The 19,302-nt window shown below is 60.0% G+C and carries 18 protein-coding genes; 5 read left to right on the top strand and 13 right to left on the bottom strand.

Features of this window, described 5'->3' with window-relative positions:
- Positions 1–13: 13 nt before the first annotated feature.
- From ACYZT2_RS13410 to ACYZT2_RS13380, 7 genes are all read right to left on the bottom strand, one after another.
- Complete coding sequence (locus ACYZT2_RS13410; RefSeq protein WP_461972789.1) at positions 14–1,081, bottom strand: WD40/YVTN/BNR-like repeat-containing protein; 1,068 nt, start codon at positions 1,079–1,081, stop codon at positions 14–16.
- Between the two features lie 697 nt (positions 1,082–1,778).
- Positions 1,779–4,436 carry an aminopeptidase N gene (gene pepN / locus ACYZT2_RS13405; RefSeq protein ID WP_461972787.1) on the bottom strand — a complete coding sequence of 886 codons (2,658 nt, stop codon included), beginning with the start codon at positions 4,434–4,436 and terminating at the stop codon, positions 1,779–1,781.
- Between the two features lie 10 nt (positions 4,437–4,446).
- A complete protein-coding gene (locus tag ACYZT2_RS13400) occupies positions 4,447–5,277 on the bottom strand; it encodes a DUF2797 domain-containing protein (RefSeq protein ID WP_461972785.1) in 831 nt (276 codons plus the stop codon).
- Positions 5,274–5,534, bottom strand: coding sequence for a YeaC family protein (locus tag ACYZT2_RS13395; RefSeq protein WP_038984092.1), 261 nt, complete (start codon positions 5,532–5,534; stop codon positions 5,274–5,276). The genes ACYZT2_RS13400 and ACYZT2_RS13395 overlap by 4 nt, the downstream gene beginning before the upstream one ends.
- Before the next feature lie 31 nt (positions 5,535–5,565).
- Positions 5,566–6,438 carry a rhomboid family intramembrane serine protease gene (locus ACYZT2_RS13390; protein WP_461972783.1) on the bottom strand — a complete coding sequence of 291 codons (873 nt, stop codon included), beginning with the start codon at positions 6,436–6,438 and terminating at the stop codon, positions 5,566–5,568.
- The gene (locus ACYZT2_RS13385) at positions 6,435–7,409 is read right to left on the bottom strand and encodes a metallophosphoesterase (protein WP_461973102.1); all 975 of its coding nucleotides are present in this window, start codon (positions 7,407–7,409) and stop codon (positions 6,435–6,437) included. Before ACYZT2_RS13385 ends, ACYZT2_RS13390 begins: the two co-directional genes overlap by 4 nt.
- Positions 7,406–8,296, bottom strand: a complete 891-nt coding sequence (locus tag ACYZT2_RS13380) for an NAD(+) kinase (RefSeq protein ID WP_461972781.1) — start codon at positions 8,294–8,296, stop codon at positions 7,406–7,408. Before ACYZT2_RS13380 ends, ACYZT2_RS13385 begins: the two co-directional genes overlap by 4 nt.
- Positions 8,297–8,420: 124 nt before the next feature.
- Between ACYZT2_RS13380 and ACYZT2_RS13375 the strand changes: the two genes are divergently transcribed.
- Positions 8,421–9,371, top strand: coding sequence for a DUF1853 family protein (locus ACYZT2_RS13375; RefSeq protein ID WP_461972779.1), 951 nt, complete (start codon positions 8,421–8,423; stop codon positions 9,369–9,371).
- A 202-nt stretch (positions 9,372–9,573) separates the two neighbouring features.
- On the opposite strand, the gene ACYZT2_RS13370 is transcribed toward ACYZT2_RS13375, so the two are convergent.
- Positions 9,574–10,134, bottom strand: coding sequence for an NADPH-dependent FMN reductase (locus ACYZT2_RS13370; RefSeq protein WP_461972777.1), 561 nt, complete (start codon positions 10,132–10,134; stop codon positions 9,574–9,576).
- 184 nt (positions 10,135–10,318) lie between these two features.
- On the opposite strand from ACYZT2_RS13370, the gene ACYZT2_RS13365 reads away from it, so the two are divergent.
- Positions 10,319–10,555, top strand: coding sequence for a hypothetical protein (locus tag ACYZT2_RS13365; RefSeq protein ID WP_461972775.1), 237 nt, complete (start codon positions 10,319–10,321; stop codon positions 10,553–10,555).
- Between the two features lie 88 nt (positions 10,556–10,643).
- Positions 10,644–11,537 carry a LysR family transcriptional regulator gene (locus ACYZT2_RS13360; protein WP_461972773.1) on the top strand — a complete coding sequence of 298 codons (894 nt, stop codon included), beginning with the start codon at positions 10,644–10,646 and terminating at the stop codon, positions 11,535–11,537.
- On the opposite strand, the gene ACYZT2_RS13355 is transcribed toward ACYZT2_RS13360, so the two are convergent.
- The 5 genes from ACYZT2_RS13355 to ACYZT2_RS13335 form a co-directional block, all read right to left on the bottom strand.
- Positions 11,503–12,117 carry a GNAT family N-acetyltransferase gene (locus ACYZT2_RS13355; RefSeq protein ID WP_429427533.1) on the bottom strand — a complete coding sequence of 205 codons (615 nt, stop codon included), beginning with the start codon at positions 12,115–12,117 and terminating at the stop codon, positions 11,503–11,505. The two genes, ACYZT2_RS13360 and ACYZT2_RS13355, sit on opposite strands and share 35 nt — an antisense overlap.
- A 14-nt stretch (positions 12,118–12,131) precedes the next feature.
- A complete protein-coding gene (locus tag ACYZT2_RS13350) occupies positions 12,132–14,387 on the bottom strand; it encodes an Orn/Lys/Arg family decarboxylase (protein ID WP_461972770.1) in 2,256 nt (751 codons plus the stop codon).
- A 230-nt stretch (positions 14,388–14,617) separates the two neighbouring features.
- Entirely contained in the window at positions 14,618–15,376 is a 759-nt protein-coding gene (gene dnaQ / locus ACYZT2_RS13345) for a DNA polymerase III subunit epsilon (RefSeq protein WP_461972768.1), read from the bottom strand.
- Between the two features lie 208 nt (positions 15,377–15,584).
- Positions 15,585–16,037 carry a ribonuclease HI gene (rnhA, locus tag ACYZT2_RS13340; RefSeq protein ID WP_003180633.1) on the bottom strand — a complete coding sequence of 151 codons (453 nt, stop codon included), beginning with the start codon at positions 16,035–16,037 and terminating at the stop codon, positions 15,585–15,587.
- A 92-nt stretch (positions 16,038–16,129) separates the two neighbouring features.
- On the bottom strand, positions 16,130–16,888 hold the full coding sequence (locus ACYZT2_RS13335; protein WP_461972765.1) for a methyltransferase domain-containing protein: 759 nt from the start codon (positions 16,886–16,888) through the stop codon (positions 16,130–16,132).
- A 65-nt stretch (positions 16,889–16,953) separates the two neighbouring features.
- On the opposite strand from ACYZT2_RS13335, the gene gloB reads away from it, so the two are divergent.
- Positions 16,954–17,721, top strand: coding sequence for a hydroxyacylglutathione hydrolase (gene gloB / locus ACYZT2_RS13330; protein ID WP_461972762.1), 768 nt, complete (start codon positions 16,954–16,956; stop codon positions 17,719–17,721).
- 99 nt (positions 17,722–17,820) lie between these two features.
- On the top strand, positions 17,821–19,275 hold the full coding sequence (locus ACYZT2_RS13325; RefSeq protein WP_461972760.1) for a transglycosylase SLT domain-containing protein: 1,455 nt from the start codon (positions 17,821–17,823) through the stop codon (positions 19,273–19,275).
- Positions 19,276–19,302 lie beyond the last annotated feature (27 nt).

Genomic DNA, 19,302 nt, shown 5'->3' with positions numbered 1-19,302 from the left:
TTATTTGCCCGGCTCATTTGGACGACCCGTTTTTTCCATTCTCTGCGCCGGTGGGCGAAGTGACGCGAACGCCACCCTGTCCTGCCAGAATCAGATTACCGTTGCCTGCCGCAGTCACCGCCGAGACGGAAATGCGATCCGGACGGTTGAACACACTGAAAGTTTCGCCGTCGTCGGTGCTGCGAATAATGCTGCCGCCATTGCCGACGATCACGATGGAACCGTCGTCGAGCAGCGTGGCGCCAGACAGGCCGAATTCCAGTGTGCCACGTGCGGCCTTGAGCTCGACCTGCTCCCACGTGCTGCCGAAATCCGTGGAACGGTAGAGATTGCCGCGCAACCCATAGGCCAGCAGCGTGGCCGGTTGCGCAGTGCCAATCACACCGAACAGCGAGCCTTCATAGGGGCCTTCAAGCCTTTCCCAGGTCTGCCCTTCATCGGCGGAGCGGAACATGCTGCCCTGCTCGCCGACGATGAAAATGCCGGAATCCTTGACCGCTGCAATGGCGTTGAGGTGGTACTGGTCTTCGTTGTCGAGGCGATCGCTGACATTTTCCCAGTTTTTACCGCCATCGGTGGTTTCCAGCAAGGCACCGTAAGCGCCCACGGCAAAGCCGATGTTAATGTCCTTGAACCAGACGTCGAGCAACGGCGATTCGCGTGTCAGGTCTTCGAATTGTTTGGTCCAGGTGATGCCGCCGTCTTCACTGACGAGGATCTGCGCGTCATGGCCTACAGCCCAACCGTGTTTGTCATCGACAAAAAACACCGCCGTCAGCAGTTGCCGGGTCGGCACCTTGGCCTGGATCCAGGTCGCGCCCTGGTCATCGGAATACAGAATGTGCCCGCGATCGCCGACCGCCACCAGGCGTTTGCCGGCGTGCACGACATCGAGCATCAGGCCTTTGCTGGCCTTGGCGGATTCAACGGAATAAACCACGTCGGTGGCCGACGCGGCAGCGGCCAGCGCAGGCGTCGACAGCACGGTACAGCCCAACAGCGAGAGCGCTGTAGCCAGCAACGCGAACCTGCGTAACGCCGGCGGGCGGCAAATACTCACACCCATGACAGGCTCACTCATAGACCTTCCCTCACATTATTATTGTTAGGTCGTTCAACCCTTCAGGGCGCCGTAAGGGATGCTCATCGGGATTGACCTATTCAGGAGCATAGTCCTGAAACCCGCAATCCAGAGCCCCTTCGGAAGCTGGCTTATCCTATCGGGGTTTGGAAAGGTCTGACAATCGACGCCACGTTATGTTTTGTTAACCTGAGGGGTATGGGGTGGGGGTGAATGATTGGGTATCAGGTGGGGTGATTGGGCTTTGGATTTTGGTGTACATATCCGTTTCTGCGGTCACGGCGGCTATTGGTTTCGCTTTTACAGCGAGTCACTTTCGAAAAGCGCGAAAGTAACCAAAGCGCTTTTTGCCCCGCCATTCGGTGCCTCGCTTAGGCTCTGCATGCCCTCACTCCGGCATTGCTCCGGGGGCCCGCCGCCATCGGCCATCCATGGCCGGGGGCGGCTACCGCGGCATCCTTGCCGCGGTGCTCCCTGCGCAACGCCTGCGTTCGGCCTCTGGGAAAGGGGCAACAGATCAAGATCAAAATCAAAAGCCGAAGCAACGGCAACGGCAAGATCAACAGCTTCGCGAGCAGGCTCGCTCCCACAGGAGGACGATGTGCATCTGCAAGAGACTGGCCGGCTGTCAGGCCGCCTTCGCAGGCAAGCCCGCTCCCACAGGGTCCGAGTGAACCCTGCGGGAGCAAGACCAAACTCAGGCCAGGCTTTTGCTGACCACCTCAAACACATCGCTGGACAGTTGCCCCGAAGCGCGAATCCGCTCCAGTTCACCTTTCATCAACGCCTGACGAGCGTCGTCGTATTTGCGCCAGCGAGTCAGCGGCGCCAGTTGGCGAGAAGCGATCTGCGGATTGAAGCCGTTCAACTCGATCACCAGATCCGCCAGGAACCGATACCCGGAACCATCCGCTGCATGGAAGTTGATCAGGTTCTGCCCGGCAAACGCGCCGACCAGTGCCCGCACCTTGTTCGGATTCTTGATCGTGAACGTCGGGTGTTGCATCAAGGCTTTGACCCGCTCCAGACCGCCCGGCAATGTACTGCCAGCCTGAACGCTGAACCACTGATCCATGACCAGCGGATTGTCCTTGAAGTGTTCGGCGAAGGTCGCCAACGCCGTGGCTTTCTGTTCTTCAAACGGCGAATTGACCAACACCGCCAACGCCGTCAGACGCTCGGTCATGTTGTCGCTGGTGTCGAGCTGCTCAAGGGTCGCCGCCAACACTTCCGGCTTGCCGCTGAGCATCAGGTACGACAGCGCAATGTTTTGCAGCGCGCGGCGGGCGAAATGCTCGGCTTCGGCCACATACGGCGTTCTCTTCGAGAGATCGCGATTGGCCTGATAACGCAGCCACAATGCCTCGAACAAGCCTTCAGCCAATTGCTTACGGGCAAACTCGCGAGCCGTGTGAATGGCGTCTACGTCAGCCACTTCACTGATCTCAGTCAGGTACGCCTCGCCCGGTAACGAGAGCATTTCGGCAACCATCGCCTGATCCAGCGTATCGTCGGACAGCACGGTACGCAGCGCTGAAACCAAACGCTGATCCAGCACCAGCGCTTCGCCCTTCTGTTGCTGTTCGATCAACTCTTGCAGCACCTGCACCGACAATTGCTGACCGGCATCCCAGCGGTTGAAACCATCGCTATCATGCTGCATCAGGAACATCAGCTGATCGCGGTCGTACGGGAAGCTCAGTTTCACCGGCGCCGAGAAGCCGCGCAGCAACGAAGGCAGTGGCTTTTCAGCGATGTCGATGAAGGTAAAGGTCTGCTCGGCTTCAGTCACCGAAATAACCCGCGATGTACCTTGAGCACTGGCTTCACCGGCAAGACGCAGGGCAATTTCGCCACCCTTGCTGTCGAGCAGGCCCAGTTCCACTGGAATCACGAACGGCAGTTTTTCCACTTTGTCCGGGGTTTCCGGGCAGCTCTGGCGGAAGGTCAGGCTGTAGGTTTTCGCTGCGGCGTCGTAGGACTCGCTCACCGCCAAACGCGGTGTCCCGGCCTGGCTGTACCAGCGTTTGAATTGGGTCAGGTCAACACCGTTGGCGTCTTCCATGGCCTTGATGAAGTCGTCGCAGGTCACGGCCTGGCCGTCATGGCGTTCGAAGTACAGGTCGCTGCCTTTGCGGAAACCGTCAGCGCCAAGCAAGGTGTGGATCATGCCGACCACTTCCGAACCCTTTTCGTACACGGTCAGGGTGTAGAAGTTGGAGATCTCGATGAAGCTGTCCGGGCGCACTGCGTGAGCCATCGGGCCGGCATCTTCGGCGAACTGGTGGGTACGCAGGTAAGCAACGTCCTGGATGCGTTTGACCGTGGCCGAGTTCATGTCGGCGGAGAAGCCGGAATCGCGGAACACGGTGAAGCCTTCCTTCAGCGACAACTGGAACCAGTCGCGGCAGGTCACGCGGTTGCCCGACCAGTTGTGGAAGTATTCGTGGGCAACGATCGCTTCCACACGCTGGTGCGCGGCGTCGGTAGCGGTTTCGGCGCGGGCCAGCACGGCGCTGGAGTTGAAGATGTTGAGGCCCTTGTTTTCCATGGCGCCCATGTTGAAGTCGTTGACCGCGACGATCATGAAGATGTCCAGGTCGTACTCGCGACCGTAAACCTCTTCGTCCCAGCGCATGGACTTCTTCAGGCTGTTCATGGCGTGCTGGCACTTGTCGATGTTTTCCGGCTCGACGTAGATGCGCAGCGCCACGGAGCGCTCGGTCATGGTGATGAAGGTGTCTTCGACGCACCACAGGTCACCGGCCACCAGCGCGAACAGGTAGGCAGGTTTCTTGAACGGGTCTTCCCAGGTCGCCCAATGCCGGCCGTCTTCGCCCGGACCCGAGGCAATCGGGTTGCCGTTGGACAGCAGCACCGGATAGCTGTGCTGCTCGGCGACCACCGTGGTGGTGAACGTGCTCATCACGTCCGGGCGGTCGAGGTAATAGGTGATCTTGCGGAAACCTTCGGCTTCGCACTGGGTGCAGAACATGGTGCCGGATTTGTACAGGCCTTCCAGCGCGGTGTTGGTTTCCGGATGGATCTTGACGCTGGTGTCGACCGTGAAGCTTGTCCCCGTTGGTTGCAGGGTCAAGTGGTTCTCGGTCAATTGGTAGTCGGCGGTGCTCAACTCACGGTCAGCCAATGTCACCGACAGCAGCTCGAGTTGTTGGCCGTCCAGCACCAGCGGCGGCAGGCCCGGGCCACGTTCAGGATTGCGGCGCATTACCAGTTGCGCATGGACCAGGCTGTGGTCCTCGAACAACTCGAAGGTCAGGTGCGTTTCGTCGATCAGGTACTCAGGCGCCTGATAGTCCTTCAGGTAGATCATCTTCGGTTGTTCGGTGCGCATACTGGAATCCTTACTGATGCACGGCGAGCTGGTAGGCCGTGTATTTACGAATATTGATCACGCCGGTGTCGAAAATCAGGTACTGCCCCTTGATCCCCAACAGCGTGCCTTCGGCAATCGGGTTCTTGTCCAGGTTGAAGCTGACAATCTTGACCGGGTATTGCTCGATCGGATAGCGGATCTCGAGCGGTTCGGCATCGGTAATGGTCTGGATTGCGTGTAGGCCAAATCGTTCCTGCAAACCTTGCAAACCTTGCGCACAACTTTCAAACAGCTGATCGCGAACCTGCGCCAGGTCCACCGATACGGCATCGCCCTTGAGTAAAGCACGCCAGTTGGTCTTGTCGGCTACCTGACTGCGGAACAGGTCTTCGACGAAGCCTGACTGCTGGCGGGTCGCGACGCGCATGATCGGCAAAGCCTGGCTGGCGCCCTGATCGAGCCAGCGGGTGGGCAGCTGGGTGGCGCGGGTTATGCCGACCTTGATCCCCGACGAATTGGCCAGATACACCACGTGATCGGTCATGCAGAATTTTTCGCCCCATTCCGGATCGCGGCAGGTGCCAGCGTCGTAGTGGCAACGTTCCGGGCTCATGATGCAGAGGTCGCACTGGGCCAGTTTGGTCATGCACGGGTAGCAATAACCCTGGCTGAAACTGGTTTTGGTCTTGCGTCCGCAATGGGTGCAGTGGATCGCCCCCAGGTATTCCAGGCGCACCGTAGTGCCGATCAACGGATTGACCGGTACCTCGGCGTCGCCCAGACGAAAAGCGTACTGAACGTTCGGCCCGTCAAGGCGCGTCGACATTTTGCTGATTGCACCGCGGCCAATCTCGATCAATGGATGGCATCCGATTTGAACAGAATGTTTGGCACTTCAATCGACTTCGACTCGCATTCCTGCGGGCCCATGTAGCCGGTGCGCTCTTCCTCGGGCAGGTTCTGGATTTCCCAGGCGATCATCGCTTGCAGAGACAGTTCGCGCTGCTCGGCGGTGAGTTTGCCACCGTCGGACCATTTGCCGATTTCCACCGCCAGTTTCAGGCTCTGGTAGATATCCGGGGTGATGTTTTTGATCATTTCGTTAAAAGAGGACATCAAGGGCTCCGCGCTCTTTAATTCACATAACTTATTTGGAAGTCAGTTTACGGCGGTTGTACAAACCGCCCAACAAACCGGTGAAGCATCCGATGAGTAACCCGCTGACGTGGGCCGCGTTGGCAATCTGGCCGAAACCGATCATCGAGACCAGCCCCGACAGGCATACCAGCAACCACACCAGCATCATCACCAACACCCCTCGGGGCAGGCGATACGCCGGGTTCGGCGATAGAACCTGGAAGATCCAGCAATGTCCGAGCAGGCCGTACAACACCCCGGACAACCCGCCAAACAGGCTCGGACCGCTGAAAAGGAACTGGACATAGTTGGACACCAGGCTGAACAGCAGCGTCAGGCCGATCAGGTTGATGCTGCCCTGACGCGACTCGATGCGCCGCCCCAGCTCCCAGTACCACATGCCGTTCATGGCCAGGTGCAGGATGCCGAAGTGGATCAGCATCGGCGTCACCAGACGCCACCACTGCCCCGCCGCCAGGCTGTCGGCCAATGGCGTGAAATGGATGTACTCACCGACCACACGGAAATCGAGGAAGGTCAGCCAGCGTATCGTTTCGAGATTCTCGCCCAGCAGCGTCACCATGGCGACGATCAGGCTCAGCAACAGCACCAACGCCGTAGCCTTGCTGAGGCGCAACTGCTCGGCGAAGCCTGGACGCGGCTGCGCCTGCTCGATCGGGATATCCAGTTGCTGATCGGGGTCGCCCGCCGGAAAGCGTTCGTACAATGAGCGTACGTCTTCGCTGATGTTGGCCGGCACCCACAGCACTTGCTCGCCCGCCTCTTCGCTGACCCGATGAGGCACTTGCATGCGCTGCAGCAGTTTGACGAACCCGCTCAAATCCACCGCCAGAGGCAGACGCAATACCGCCACCGCCGTCATTGCAGCACCTCCGGCCGCTCGACATCGACCCAGACAAATTTGTGCGGGTCGAGACGGGTTTCCTGATCCAGACGATAAGCGACCAGTTTGCCGTAGAGCACTGCGCTGTAATCCAGGCACGCCAGGTTCGGGCGGATCGGCGCCGGTTTGCCGCTGCGCCAGTAGTGACCGACGAACAACAACGGCTCATCGACGCCGTAACGCAGCAAGGTGTCTTTTTCGCTGGACGACAGCGGTGTGCGGGCCACCGGCTCAGGCAAGGCGTCGGGCTGGAACACGATGTCTCCGTAGGTTTGCGGGTCGTCTTCCCAGAACTTGGTGCGGAAAAACGAGCGCGTCAGGCCATCGCCGCTGGTCATGGTCAACCCGTGGGGCAAACGCATGTCGGTACCGCGCAACAGGCGATCGAACACGGTGCAGGCAAAACTGCCCGGCACCGCAGAGGCCTGGAGGAAATGTTCATCGATGCAGCCGTCGGGGAACAACCCGCGCAACGGCTCGATCAGGCCGGCATCCCAGCAGGCATGCACCACCCGGAAACGCCCGGCATCGACGAACAAGGGCAGTTCATAAAACCATTGCAGGAAGTCATGCCAATCTTCGGGATGATCTTCGAACTGGGTCAGGGTTTCCTTGAGCAGGCGCGCATGGCGTGGCGTATGTTCGCGCACGAACTGCTGGCCACTGCCCGGCGGCGCAGGCGTGCTCCAGCCGAGGGCGTTGAATTCATGGTTGCCCATGATGCACAGCGCCTGCCCGGCCTCGACCATGTCGTGGACGATGTGCAGCGCCTCGCGAATCCGTGGGCCGCGGTCGATGATGTCGCCGAGGAACACCGCCATGCGCGACGGATGCCGCCAGACGCCAGCCTGTTTGTGGTAACCGAGCCGGTCGAGCAAGTGCTCAAGGGTCAGAGCGCAACCGTGCACGTCACCGATCAGGTCGTAGCTACGCGCGGGATCGAGCATCAGTCGCCTCCACCACCCAACTTGCTGCCCCAGCCGAGTTTGGTCCGGCAGACTTCATAGTAGTTGTGGTCCAGCGGATGAATCAGCCGCAGTTTCTGCGCTTTCTTGCTGATGGTGATGGTGTCACCGGGCGCGCAGGTGAAGTGATTCTGCCCGTCACAGGAGACTTGCGGGTAAATCTGCATATCTTTGGACACGACGATTTTCAGCTCACTGTTGCCATCGACCACGATCGGCCTGCCTGACAAGGTATGGGGGTACATCGGCACAATCACAATAGCGTCGAGCTTGGGGTGCATGATCGGGCCACCCGCAGACAGCGCGTAGGCGGTCGAACCGGTCGGCGTGGCAACGATCAGGCCGTCGGCCTTCTGACTGCAGACGAACTGGCCGTCGATGTACAACTCGAACTCGATCATCCGCGTCGATTTGCCGGGGTGCAGCACCACATCGTTCAGTGCATCGCCCTGGCCGACGGCCTCGGCGTGGCGACGGACTTCGGCTTGCAGCAAGAAGCGGTTTTCCACCAGATAGTGGCCGTCGAGCACTTCGGCGACTTTGACTTCCAGCTCATCGGGGCGAATATCGGTCAGGAACCCCAGGCTGCCCCGGTTAATGCCGAGCACCGGAATATTGTGCTTGGCCAACGCACGGGCGGCGCCCAGCAGACTGCCGTCACCACCGACCACAATCACCATGTCACAGACTTCACCGAGCATCTTGCGCGATGAGGTTTGCAGGCCATGCCCCGGCAGGACTTCGGCAATGGTGTCTTCGAGGATCACGTGCAGGTGACGATCGAGCAGAAACCGTTTCAGTCGGCGGACGGTATCCAGCACCTGAGAACTGCCCAGGCGACCGATGATGCCGATATTACGAAATTGCTCCATGGGGCTCCTATTGGGACGCGGAGGGCCTGCGACGGCGAAAAACACGATTATGGGCGAAAGCGCGGCGTAGACAAAACCCTTTCAGCCACGACGGTGCGCTCGCGTTTCGGGCTATGCTCGCAAGATGATCCTATTTCCAGATTTGCTCCAGTTACCTCACCAGTTGCGCCACCCAGAAGTGCGCGACCTGGCTTGGGTCATCCTCGCGCCGCCGATGCTCAGCGTCACCCCGTGGCCACAGCGTCATCCACTGGCCGGCAGCGATTGGGTGCAGGCACCGGAGCGCCTGGAACACTGGCTCAGGCAACTGGATCGCGACAGTTACGACTTGCTGCACTGGCTGGCCCAAGCCAGGACCCGACGTCTGGGTCTGTATTACGAGCGGTTGTGGCAATACGCCGTGCGGCACGCGCCGGGCATCGATCTGATTGCCGCCAACATGCCGATCCGCCGTGAAGGCCACACATTGGGTGAGCTGGACATGCTGCTGCGTGATCGCGATGGCGTGCATCACCTGGAACTGGCGATCAAGCTCTATCTTGGGCCACAGAACGGTGACGGCCATGACACCGCGCAGTGGCTCGGACCGGGTTGTCATGATCGGCTCGACCGCAAACTGAAGCACCTGAGCCAGCATCAATTACCGATTTCCGCACGGGCGGAGAGCCGTGCAGTGCTGGCGTCGCTGGATATCCAGCAGTTCAGCGCACATCTGTGGCTGGGCGGCTATCTGCTCTATCCGTGGCCGGGGCAGGCCGAATCACCCAGCGGCGCGCACCCTCAGCATTTGCGCGGTAGCTGGTTGCATCAGAAGGATTGGACGGACTTTGTCGTGCAGCGCCCATCCGGTCGCTGGCAACCCCTGCCCCGCCATGCCTGGCTGGCGCCGGCGCATTATCCCGAAGAGCAGACCTGGGACGCTGAGCAGCTGAGTGCATGGCTGAGCGATCTGGACCCGCTGGCACCGGCGCAATTGATGGTGCGGCTGACAGAGAACGGCGAAGGCGATTGGGAAGAAGCCGAGCGACTGTTTCTGGTGTCCGATCTTTGGCCGAATGTGCCGGGTAATGGTTGAGTTTTGTGTTGAATGGACGGGCCCTATCGCGAGCAGGCTCGCTCCCACATTGGATCTCCTTATGGCAAAGATCCTTGTGGGAGCGAGCCTGCTCGCGATAGGGCCGACACGGTTCAGACAGACAACCGCAACGCCAGCGCCGCCAACGTCACCATCCACACAATCCCGACCTACAGGCTCGGCAGCTGCTACAAGGGAAAGGTCATTGCATTTTATGCTGCTCAACCCACAGCGCATACGCATCGATGAATTTCTGCAGGAACGGCCTGACCGACTCCGACAACTTGCCCGCCTCGTCGAACGCTGAGCCGGCGCCGCCCAGGTAGGCTTCCGGCTGTTGCATGCACGGCACATTGAGAAACACCATGGATTGGCGCACGTTGTGGTTGGCCCCAAATCCGCCGACGGCGCCCGGTGAAACGCTGATCACCGCACCCGGTTTGCCGTTCCAGGCGCTCTTGCCGTAGGGGCGCGACCCCACGTCGATCGCATTCTTCAATGGCGCCGGCACCGAACGGTTATATTCCGGGGTTACGAACAGCACCGCGTCGGATGAGCTCACTTGTTGCCGGAAAGTGCTGTAGGCTGCCGGCGGTGACTCGCCATCGATGTCTTCGTTGTAGAGCGGCAAATCGCCGATTTCGACGATGTTCAGCTTCAGATTGGCAGGCGCCAGCTCGGCCAGCGCCAGCGCGATCTTGCGGTTGATCGACCCTTTTCTCAGGCTGCCGACCAGAACGGCGATCTCGTAGACGTTGCTCATGGAAGATTCTCGACTGTCCGATGGAAAGAGCTCTTAGTTATAGATGATCAAATGACGATTCAACCAGTGGGCGACGGAAAAACGCCGCCCCTGACTATTTTTTTCCTGTAGGAAAACTTACCTCGCCCAACCACGGTCTACAGAGCCGCAAATTGAGTGATTTATCTCCAGAGGTTCTAAGCAGATGGCAGCAGTACTCGTCGGTCAGTTCCATGCAAGAGACGCGGAAGGCCGCGTTTATTCCGTGCATGAGTTCCAGGAATCCACCCCGTCGCACGACGGACTCGCCGGCTCGGTGCCTGTCTCCACCTATAAGCTGGCCATTGGCGATCGGGTCAACAAACTCGACGACAACGAATTTGTGCTGGTGCAATCAGGCGTCACCCTCACTCGCGAACCTGAAACGAACGTCGCCTCATAACCCGCTGTTATGAGCAGAAGTCATATGCGCGCACTTGAGTTAGGATTCAGTGACTGACTCCCTCACCTGCTGAACATGGACTTCACGCATGCGTTTACGTCATATCGAAGTTATCCAGGCGCTCCTGCAGACCGGTCACCTGGGGACCGCCGCCGAATGGCTGCAGCTGCCGGTGGCCGAGGTTGAACGCACACTGCGTGACGCCGAGGATCAGTTGGGTTTCATGCTGTTTGCCAGCGTGCGTGGGCGCCTGCAAGCCACGCGCGAGGCGCGGGAGCTACAAGTCGAGATCGCCCACGTCTACGAAGCCCTCGAGCCGGTGCAGCGACTGGCCAGCAGCCTCAAACAATATTTGGCCCCGCCCCTGCGAATCATCTGCACCCCGCCGTTGGCACAGCACCTGTTGCCACACAGCATCGCGGCCCTGCGCCGACGTCTCCCCGACGCACCTTGCACCCTCCTGAGCCAACCGACCCGCGAGATTGTCAGAAGCCTGCTGCTGCGTGAAAGCGATCTGGGCCTGAGCCTGCATGACCCGGACCACGCCGACATCCATTGCCAGGTCATCGCCCAGGGCAAGCTCCAGTTGCTCGCGCCCCATGGCTGGCTGCAACCGAAACAGAAGTACATCTCGCTGCAGGACCTGGCCGGGCAGTCGATGGTCGGCCTCGAAGGTCACGATCCGTTAAGCCCGGCGCTGGACAACAAACTGCATGCGCTGCGCCCTGCTCCGGTCATCCAGACCCGGGTCCAGACTCATCAAATGATGCGCAGCATGGTCGAGGCCGGTGAAGGCCTGGCGATCGTCGACCCGTTCACCGCCCTCGGGGCCAAATCGGCCGGGCTCGATGCCTGCCCGCTGGCGCCTGCCATACCAATCAGCGTGTATGCCTTGAGCCTGAAGAGCGCCGAGCACTCTTCAGCCGTTCAGGCGCTGCTGGACATCATCACGGAACAAGCCGTGGCGATGCTGGCGAGCTAAGCGGGTTTTCCAGCGGATTATCGAACAGCCGATACCAGAACAGCGCCATTTCAGCGGTGTTCGGATCGATTCCGCGGTAGCGCAGGTGATCGATCCCGCCGACCACATAGCCACAGCGCTCATAAAGCCGACAGGCGCCGAGGTTATTGTTCTGGGTTTCCAGCATGATGCCCGGCAGTTTTTTCTTGCGACTCCAGAACTGCGCTACGTCCAGTAGCGCCTTGGCCACGCCATGACGGCGCGCCGGCGCATGCACCGCCAATTCATCGATATGGGCGAAGCCGTTCCAGTTGGTGCTGACCACTAAATGCCCCACCGGCTCGTCATCCAGATAGGCCATGAAAATCTCGCTGTCAGCGGCATCGCGAAAACTGCTGAATTCCTCGGGATCGATGCCGTAACACTTGCGATACGGGGTGATTGGCGTCACCGGCCACTGCGCCACCGGCTTACCGATTTGCGCGGCACCATAGGCGGCGACTTCAAAACTGAAATCACTGCCCCAGATATAAGCCGCAAACCCCTCATCGGCGACACGCACCGAGAGGCCTGGGTATTTGGGATTCATAACTGGTTGCATACTCGGAAAGGTCCTCATTCCTTGATGCAATCGACGGTGTAGTGCCGTCCATTGCCCTCGTCTTCGTGTTGCAAGCCATGCACATCGGCGACAAATCCGGGGAAGCTGCTGTCGAACGTACGGGCAAACTTCAGGTAATCGATGATCGAACGGGTCGACTCGGTGAAACGCTCGCCGGGCATGATCAACGGGATCCCCGGCGGGTATGGCACCAGCATTACCGCCGCGATCCGCCCGTCCAGAGCATCGATCGAAACAGCCTCAACCTCCCCGCGTACCAATTGATCATAGGCGTCCGCCGGCTTCATGGCGACTTCCGGCAGTACGGTGTACATGCGTTTGAGGTGTTTGGCCGTGGCATTGCTGCGATAACAGGCGTGCAATTGATCACACAGATCGCGCAAACCCATGCCTTGATAACGGGCAATATTGTGTTGCGCCACGCACGGCAGGCAGGTGGCCAGGCTGACGTTGGCGTCGTAGCTGCGCTTGAACTCCAGCAACTCGGTCAGCAGCGTGCTCCATTTGCCCTTGGTGATGCCCATGGAGAACAGCACCAGGAAAGAATACAGCCCGGTCTTTTCCACGACCAGCCCGCGCTCCCAGAGGAATTTGCTGACCACCGCCGCCGGAATCCCCCGCGCGCTCAGGGCACCGCCCGCCGTCAAACCCGGCATCACCAGCGTGACCTTGATCGGATCGAGCAGCACGTAGTCGTCAGTCACGCCGCCAAAGCCGTGCCAATCGGCGTCGGGTTGCAGCAGCCAATCTTCGGTGACCACCTGCTCGATACCTTCGGCCGAGGGTGGTTGCCAGATGGAAAACCACCAGTCATCGGCGGCGATATGCTGACGCAGATTGGCCAGGGCCCGGCGAAAACTCAGGGCCTCGTCGAACATTTCCTGCAACAGCGAACGACCGGCCGGCCCTTCCATCATCGCCGACGCCACGTCCAGCGAGGCGATGATGCTGTACTGCGGCGAGGTCGAGATGTGCATCATGAACGCTTCGTTGAAACGGTCGCGATCCAGCTGCCGCGCCCCGCCGTCCTGAACGTGAATCATCGACGCCTGACTGAACGCCGCCAGTAATTTGTGCGTGGAATGGGTAGTGAACACCAGCGGGCTGTCTTCGCTGCGAGAGGTGCCCATGCCGTAACGGCCGGCGAAGAACTCGTGGAACGCCGCGTAGGCGTACCAGGCTTCGTCGAAATGCAACACCTCGACGCTGTTCCCCAGGCTCTGCTTGATCAGCTCGGCGTTGTAACAGAGGCCGTCGTAAGTCGAGTTGGTCACCACCGCCAACTTGACCTTGGGCTCGCGGCCCTGGGTCAGCGGGCTGGCGTCTATCTTGGCCTGGATCGATTCGCGGCTGAATTCGCTCAACGGAATCGGGCCGATAATCCCCAGCTCATTACGCTCCGGGCACAGGTACAGCGGAATCGCACCGGTCATGATGATCGAGTGCAGCACCGACTTATGGCAGTTGCGATCTACCAGTACCAGATCATCGCGGGCCACCATGGAATGCCAGACGATTTTGTTGGCGGTCGAGGTGCCATTGATCACGAAAAAGGTGTGATCGGCGCCGAAATTGCGCGCGGCTCTCGCCTCCGCCTCGGCCAGCGGGCCGGTGTGATCGAGCAACGAACCGAGTTCCGGCACCGACACCGACAAATCCGAACGCAACGTATTTTCCCCGAAGAACTGGTGAAACGCCTGCCCCACCGGGCTCTTGTGATAGGCCACGCCGCCGCCATGGCCGGGCGTGTGCCAGGAATAATTGGAGTCGGCGGTGTGCTGCACCAGCGCCTTGAAGAACGGCGGCAACAGACCGTCCAGATATTTGCGTGCCGCGCGGGCGACTTGCCGGGCGAGGAATGGCACGGTGTCTTCGAACAAATAAAGAATGCCGCGCAGCTGATTGAGTTCAGCCATGGCATCGGCCGGGGCATTTTCCAGAGTCACCTGCTCGCCGAGGGCAAAGATCGGCAGGTCCGGCGCCCGAACCCGTGCAAGGCGGATCAGCTCGGCCATGTTATGTAGAAGATGAGCATGGGTGCCGGCGTCTTCGGCGGCAATCAACATGCAAGAAAGGCCATGATGAGTCGAGGCAACCAGACGTCCTTCGTTGTAATCGACCGCCGAGACGATATTGAAACCTTCCTGCTCCAGCTCCCGGGCGATGCCACGCACACGATCACCGGCAACGGTGTCGGCCTTGATGTCGCGGTGGACGATCAGGACCGGGAATTTCAAATCTTTATACATGGGGCTCGGTGTCCTGAGGCGGCAGACCGTGGTGTGCCAATAACCTCAGGGTAGAGGGTTGGAGCGCATGTGGCGAGGGGGGGGGTGCCCTGAAGTGGGGCATTGGGTGCGTTTGTGAAGATCAAAAGATCGCAGCCTGCGGCAGCTCCTACAGGATCGGGGCCACCGTTGATCTGATGGTTGACACGGTTGGCGTAGGAGCTGCCGAAGGCTGCGATCTTTAAAGGCCTTTAGGCCTGAGCCTTGGCCTCAACCAATTGCTGCCACAGCGACGGAGCGCCGGCGGATTTGGCAATGGCTTCAAGGCGCGCAATGTGCTGGGCCAGATCGTCTTCACTCGCGCGGATGATCCGGATCGGCTGGCGATCGGCCGGCAGACGACGGATTTCGGTGGCGGAGTTGTCCGCGCCTTCACCTGAACCATTGCCATCGGACGCGTTACCGGCCAGCGACAGGCTGGTCTGGCCACCGGTCATGGTCAGGTAAACGTCGGCGAGAATCTCGGAGTCGAGCAACGCGCCGTGCAGCTCACGGCCGGAGTTGTCGACGCCATAGCGTTTGCACAAGGCGTCGAGGCTGTTGCGCTGCCCCGGGTGACGTTCCCGGGCCATCATCAGGGTGTCGAGGATCGAGCAGTGTTGCGTGATGTCCGCGCGGTCGTGGTGGCCCATCAGGGCGAATTCGTTGTTGATGAAGCCAACGTCGAACGCCGCGTTATGGATGATCAGCTGCGCGCCCTTGATGAACTCGAAGAACTCATCGGCCACTTCGGTGAAACGCGGCTTGCCCACCAGGAATTCGTTAGTGATGCCGTGGACGCCGATGGCGCCTTCATCACTCTCGCGATCCGGTTGCAGGTAAACGTGGAAATGCCGGCCGGTCAGGCGCCGACCAATCAACTCGACACAACCGATTTCGATAATCCGGTGGCCGTCGGTCACCGGCATGCCGGTGGTTTCGGTATCGAGTACAACGGATCTGGTGGCCATCAGTGCTCAGCTCTCAACGGGTCAATCGTGCAAAAGCGGCGATGTTAACACGCTCGCCGGGGTCTTTCAGATAGACCGTGTTGCACCCATCGCGAGCAGGCTCGCTCCCACATTGAACTCGGGGCTCACAGAATTTGTGCTCAACGAAGATCAAGTGTGGGAGCGAGCCTGCTCGCGATTGGCCACGACGCGGTGCATCAGCAGTGAATCAAGCCTGCTTGTACCCACGCACTTCATCCACGCCACGGTTGGCCAGTTGGTCGGCCCGTTCGTTGCCGTGGTGCCCGATGTGACCGCGCACCCATTTCCAGGTGACGTTGTGACGGTTGACCTGTTCGTCGAGCAGTTTCCACAGATCGGCGTTTTTAACCGGTTCCTTGGCCGCGGTTTTCCAGCCGCGTTTCTTCCAGTTGGCCATCCACTCGTTGATGCCTTTCATCACGTACTGGGAGTCGGTCACCAGCAGTACGTCGCAGGAGCGTTTGAGCTCTTCCAGGCCACGGATCGCGCCCATCAACTCCATGCGGTTGTTGGTGGTGTTGGCTTCGCCGCCCCAGAGTTCTTTTTCAACGCCCTTGCACACCAGCAACGCGCCCCAGCCGCCCGGGCCAGGGTTGCCCTTACAGGCGCCATCGGTGAAGAGTTCTACGCTATCGCTCATGCCAATCTATCCAGAAAATGCGGTGGCTCGCCGATCAGTGATCGACGATGCCCGAGGCCGGGGCGAACCCGGCCGGGAAAATAAAATGGGTATTACGGTTCGAGGTGACGACGGTTGACCTTGACCATCGGCAATGGAATCAGCTTGCCCATCGGTTCGCGCCGCTCCTGACGGACGGGCCGCAGGCCCACCACGATCTTGCGCGCCACCAATAAATAGAAGCCGCCACCCGACAGTTGCCAGTCACCGGCCTTGCGCTCCCAACCGGCCAGACGAGCCTGCCAGGCGGGTGACGCAAGCGGCGGACGATAGCACCCGAAGCGGCGTTTCTCCAGCGCGAAGCCCAGCAGGTTCAGCCAGTCGCCAACCCGCGACGGCGAAATGCAACGAGCCTTGCGCAAGGCGTCATGGGCGAACACATGACGCAGGCCCCAGCTGCTCCAGGGGTTGATCCCGACAATCAGCAGATGCCCACCGGGGCGCACGCTGCTCGCCGCTTCACGCAGCAAACCATGGGGCGACAGGCAAAAATCCAGCCCGTGCTGCAACACCACCACATCGGCGGCGTGCTCGCTCAAAGGCCAGGCCTGCTCTTCGCAGACGATCTCGACCCCCGGCAACGGCGCACCGAGCCGCACATTGCGCTGGACCTGCGGCGCCGACGGCGGTGTTTGCGCCGAAGGGCCGTAATGCACCAGGTAACCGCCGAAGAAGCGCCCCAACTCGTCTTCGAGCATGCGTCGTTCTTCGTCCAGCAGAAATTGCCCGATGGGGCCGGACAGCCATTCACGGGCCGCGCTGATCAATGTCAGCCACTCAGGATCGGCCTGAGCGAACGCTTTATCGGTCATTGCATTCTCCAACGCGCCAGGAAGCTCTAAGATGCACCATTGTTTTCCGCTTGGCGAATCCGACGATGATACAGATCAGTGCCCTGCCCGCCTTCACCGACAACTACATCTGGTTGTTACAAGACCACAGCACCCAGCGCTGCGCCGTGGTCGATCCGGGCGATGCCGCGCCAGTACTAGCCTGGCTCGCGGCGCACCCGGGTTGGGTGTTGAGCGATATTTTGATCACTCATCACCATCATGACCATGTCGGCGGCGTCGAGCGGCTGAAAAAAGCGACAGACGCGACAGTCTACGGCCCGGCCAGCGAAAACATCCCGGCGCGGGACGTGCCCCTCAAGGACAATGACCGCATCAGCGCGCTGGGCTGGGACTTCGACGTCATCCAGGTGCCGGGCCATACCCTCGGGCACATTGCCTTTTATCACCAGGGCCATTTGTTTTGCGGCGACACCCTGTTCGCCGCCGGTTGCGGACGGTTATTCGAAGGCACGCCCGAGCAAATGCATCACTCGCTGAGCCGCCTCGCAGCGCTGCCCGAAGACACGCTGGTCTACTGCACCCACGAGTACACCCTGAGCAATCTGAAATTTGCCGCAGCAGTCGAACCGGGCAACCCCGATACCCTCGAACGCCTGGCCAAAGTGACCCGACAACGCGAAGCCGCAATCATGACGCTGCCTTCGACGCTGGCACTGGAAAAGCTCACCAATCCGTTTTTGCGTACCGGCGAAACATCCGTTAAAGAAAAAGTGGACGAACGGAATGGAACCAATAACCGGGCTCCGAGTGCGGTTTTTGCTGCTCTTCGAGCTTGGAAAGATACGTTCTAGGCAGCCTGCTTGCTGATACAAAAATTCTGAATGGTTGACCGAAGGGGGTGCGCTTTCTAGAATCGCCCGACATTTTTGCCCGGAACTTACTTCCAGCCAATGTCGTCACCTATTCGTAAAGCCATCAATTCAGACGCATTGACCCGCTTGGCTCAAGCCATCGCGGTGGCTGTGTCCGCCACTTTGGCGGGCTGTTCCAGCCATGTGCCGCAGACCGAAGCGACACACACTCCGAATATCGCCGCTCGAGCCAAGCAAAAACCCATCTGGCTCAGCGAAAAACCAACACCGCAAATTCCACAGGACGTCTGGGAGCGCATGCGCCAAGGCTTCCAGTTGCAGGACAACCTGGGCGTCAACCCGCGCATCGAGCAACAGCGCCTGTGGTTCGCCAGTAACCCATCCTTCCTCGAAAGCGCCGGCGAACGCGGCAGCCTCTACATTCACTACATTGTCGAACGCCTTGAAGAACGCAACATGCCGCTGGAACTGGCGCTGTTGCCGGTGATTGAAAGCGCCTACAACCCGATGGCCTATTCCCGGGCCAACGCGGTGGGTCTTTGGCAGTTCATTCCTTCCACCGGGCGTTACTTCAACCTGCGTCAGACCCGCTTCTACGATGGCCGTCGCGACATCACCGCCTCGACCACCGCGGCCATGGATTACCTGACCCGCCTGCACGATATGTTCAACGGTGACTGGCTGCTGGCCCTGGCGGCCTACAACGCCGGCGAAGGCACGGTCAGCCGGGCCATCGAGCGCAACGAACGACTCGGCCTGCCGACCGACTACTGGAACCTGCCGCTGCCAGCGGAAACCCAGGCCTATGTGCCGAAACTGCTGGCATTGTCGCAAGTGGTATTGGCGCCCGATGCCTATGGCGTGAACCTCAACCCGATCGCCAACGAACCATACTTCCAGGTCGTCGAAATCAACCAGCGCATGGACCTGTCCAAGGTTGCCGCGGTGGCCAACATCGACGAAGACGAACTGTTCCAGCTCAACCCGGCCTTCAAGCAGCGCACCACCATCGACGGCCCCCAGCATCTGCTGGTGCCGACGTCCAAGGCGCAACTGCTGACGACCAGCCTGTCGACCATGCGCCCGGACGAGCTGATCAGTCAGCGATCGCTCAAGCCGGTATTCGAAGGGGCAGACGACAGCGAAATCGCCAGCCTCAAGCGCGCTTACCGGGTCAAACGCGGCGACAACCTGGGCACCATTGCCAAGGCCAACAAGGTCGATGTCAAGGACCTGCAACGCTGGAACAGACTGACCGGCAAGAACCTGAAGGTCGGCCAGACCCTGGTGATGCAGGACACAACCAAGCGCAAATCCGGGCGCGTTAACACCGTGATCGCAGCGAACGGCAAGGCGAACGGCAGGGTTACAAACAATACGCAACAGACCCAATACAAGGTCAAGCAAGGCGACTCGCTGTACATGGTCGCCAAACGCTTCAACGTTGAAATGCAGCACCTCAAGCGCTGGAACCCTCGGGTTGGCCAGGCGCTGAAGCCCGGGCAGATGCTGACAGTTGCTTCGCCGCATTAAAAATTGAAAAGATCGCAGCCCTGTAGC

Source organism: Pseudomonas sp. MDT1-85 (assembly GCF_054898065.1).
Note: the sequence above shows the minus strand (reverse complement) of the source record. Positions and strands in the feature narration are given on the sequence as shown.

Bases quoted from the DNA above. Each gene is read 5' to 3' on its own strand.
- ACYZT2_RS13410 (WP_461972789.1), bottom strand. From the start codon at position 1,081: ATGAGTGAGCCTGTCATGGGTGTGAGTATTTGCCGCCCGCCGGCGTTA.
- pepN (WP_461972787.1), bottom strand. From the start codon at position 4,436: ATGCGCACCGAACAACCGAAGATGATCTACCTGAAGGACTATCAGGCG.
- ACYZT2_RS13395 (WP_038984092.1), bottom strand. From the start codon at position 5,534: ATGTCCTCTTTTAACGAAATGATCAAAAACATCACCCCGGATATCTAC.
- ACYZT2_RS13390 (WP_461972783.1), bottom strand. From the start codon at position 6,438: ATGACGGCGGTGGCGGTATTGCGTCTGCCTCTGGCGGTGGATTTGAGC.
- ACYZT2_RS13380 (WP_461972781.1), bottom strand. From the start codon at position 8,296: ATGGAGCAATTTCGTAATATCGGCATCATCGGTCGCCTGGGCAGTTCT.
- ACYZT2_RS13375 (WP_461972779.1), top strand. From the start codon at position 8,421: ATGATCCTATTTCCAGATTTGCTCCAGTTACCTCACCAGTTGCGCCAC.
- ACYZT2_RS13370 (WP_461972777.1), bottom strand. From the start codon at position 10,134: ATGAGCAACGTCTACGAGATCGCCGTTCTGGTCGGCAGCCTGAGAAAA.
- ACYZT2_RS13365 (WP_461972775.1), top strand. From the start codon at position 10,319: ATGGCAGCAGTACTCGTCGGTCAGTTCCATGCAAGAGACGCGGAAGGC.
- ACYZT2_RS13360 (WP_461972773.1), top strand. From the start codon at position 10,644: ATGCGTTTACGTCATATCGAAGTTATCCAGGCGCTCCTGCAGACCGGT.
- ACYZT2_RS13355 (WP_429427533.1), bottom strand. From the start codon at position 12,117: ATGCAACCAGTTATGAATCCCAAATACCCAGGCCTCTCGGTGCGTGTC.
- ACYZT2_RS13350 (WP_461972770.1), bottom strand. From the start codon at position 14,387: ATGTATAAAGATTTGAAATTCCCGGTCCTGATCGTCCACCGCGACATC.
- dnaQ (WP_461972768.1), bottom strand. From the start codon at position 15,376: ATGGCCACCAGATCCGTTGTACTCGATACCGAAACCACCGGCATGCCG.
- rnhA (WP_003180633.1), bottom strand. From the start codon at position 16,037: ATGAGCGATAGCGTAGAACTCTTCACCGATGGCGCCTGTAAGGGCAAC.
- ACYZT2_RS13335 (WP_461972765.1), bottom strand. From the start codon at position 16,888: ATGACCGATAAAGCGTTCGCTCAGGCCGATCCTGAGTGGCTGACATTG.
- gloB (WP_461972762.1), top strand. From the start codon at position 16,954: ATGATACAGATCAGTGCCCTGCCCGCCTTCACCGACAACTACATCTGG.
- ACYZT2_RS13325 (WP_461972760.1), top strand. From the start codon at position 17,821: ATGTCGTCACCTATTCGTAAAGCCATCAATTCAGACGCATTGACCCGC.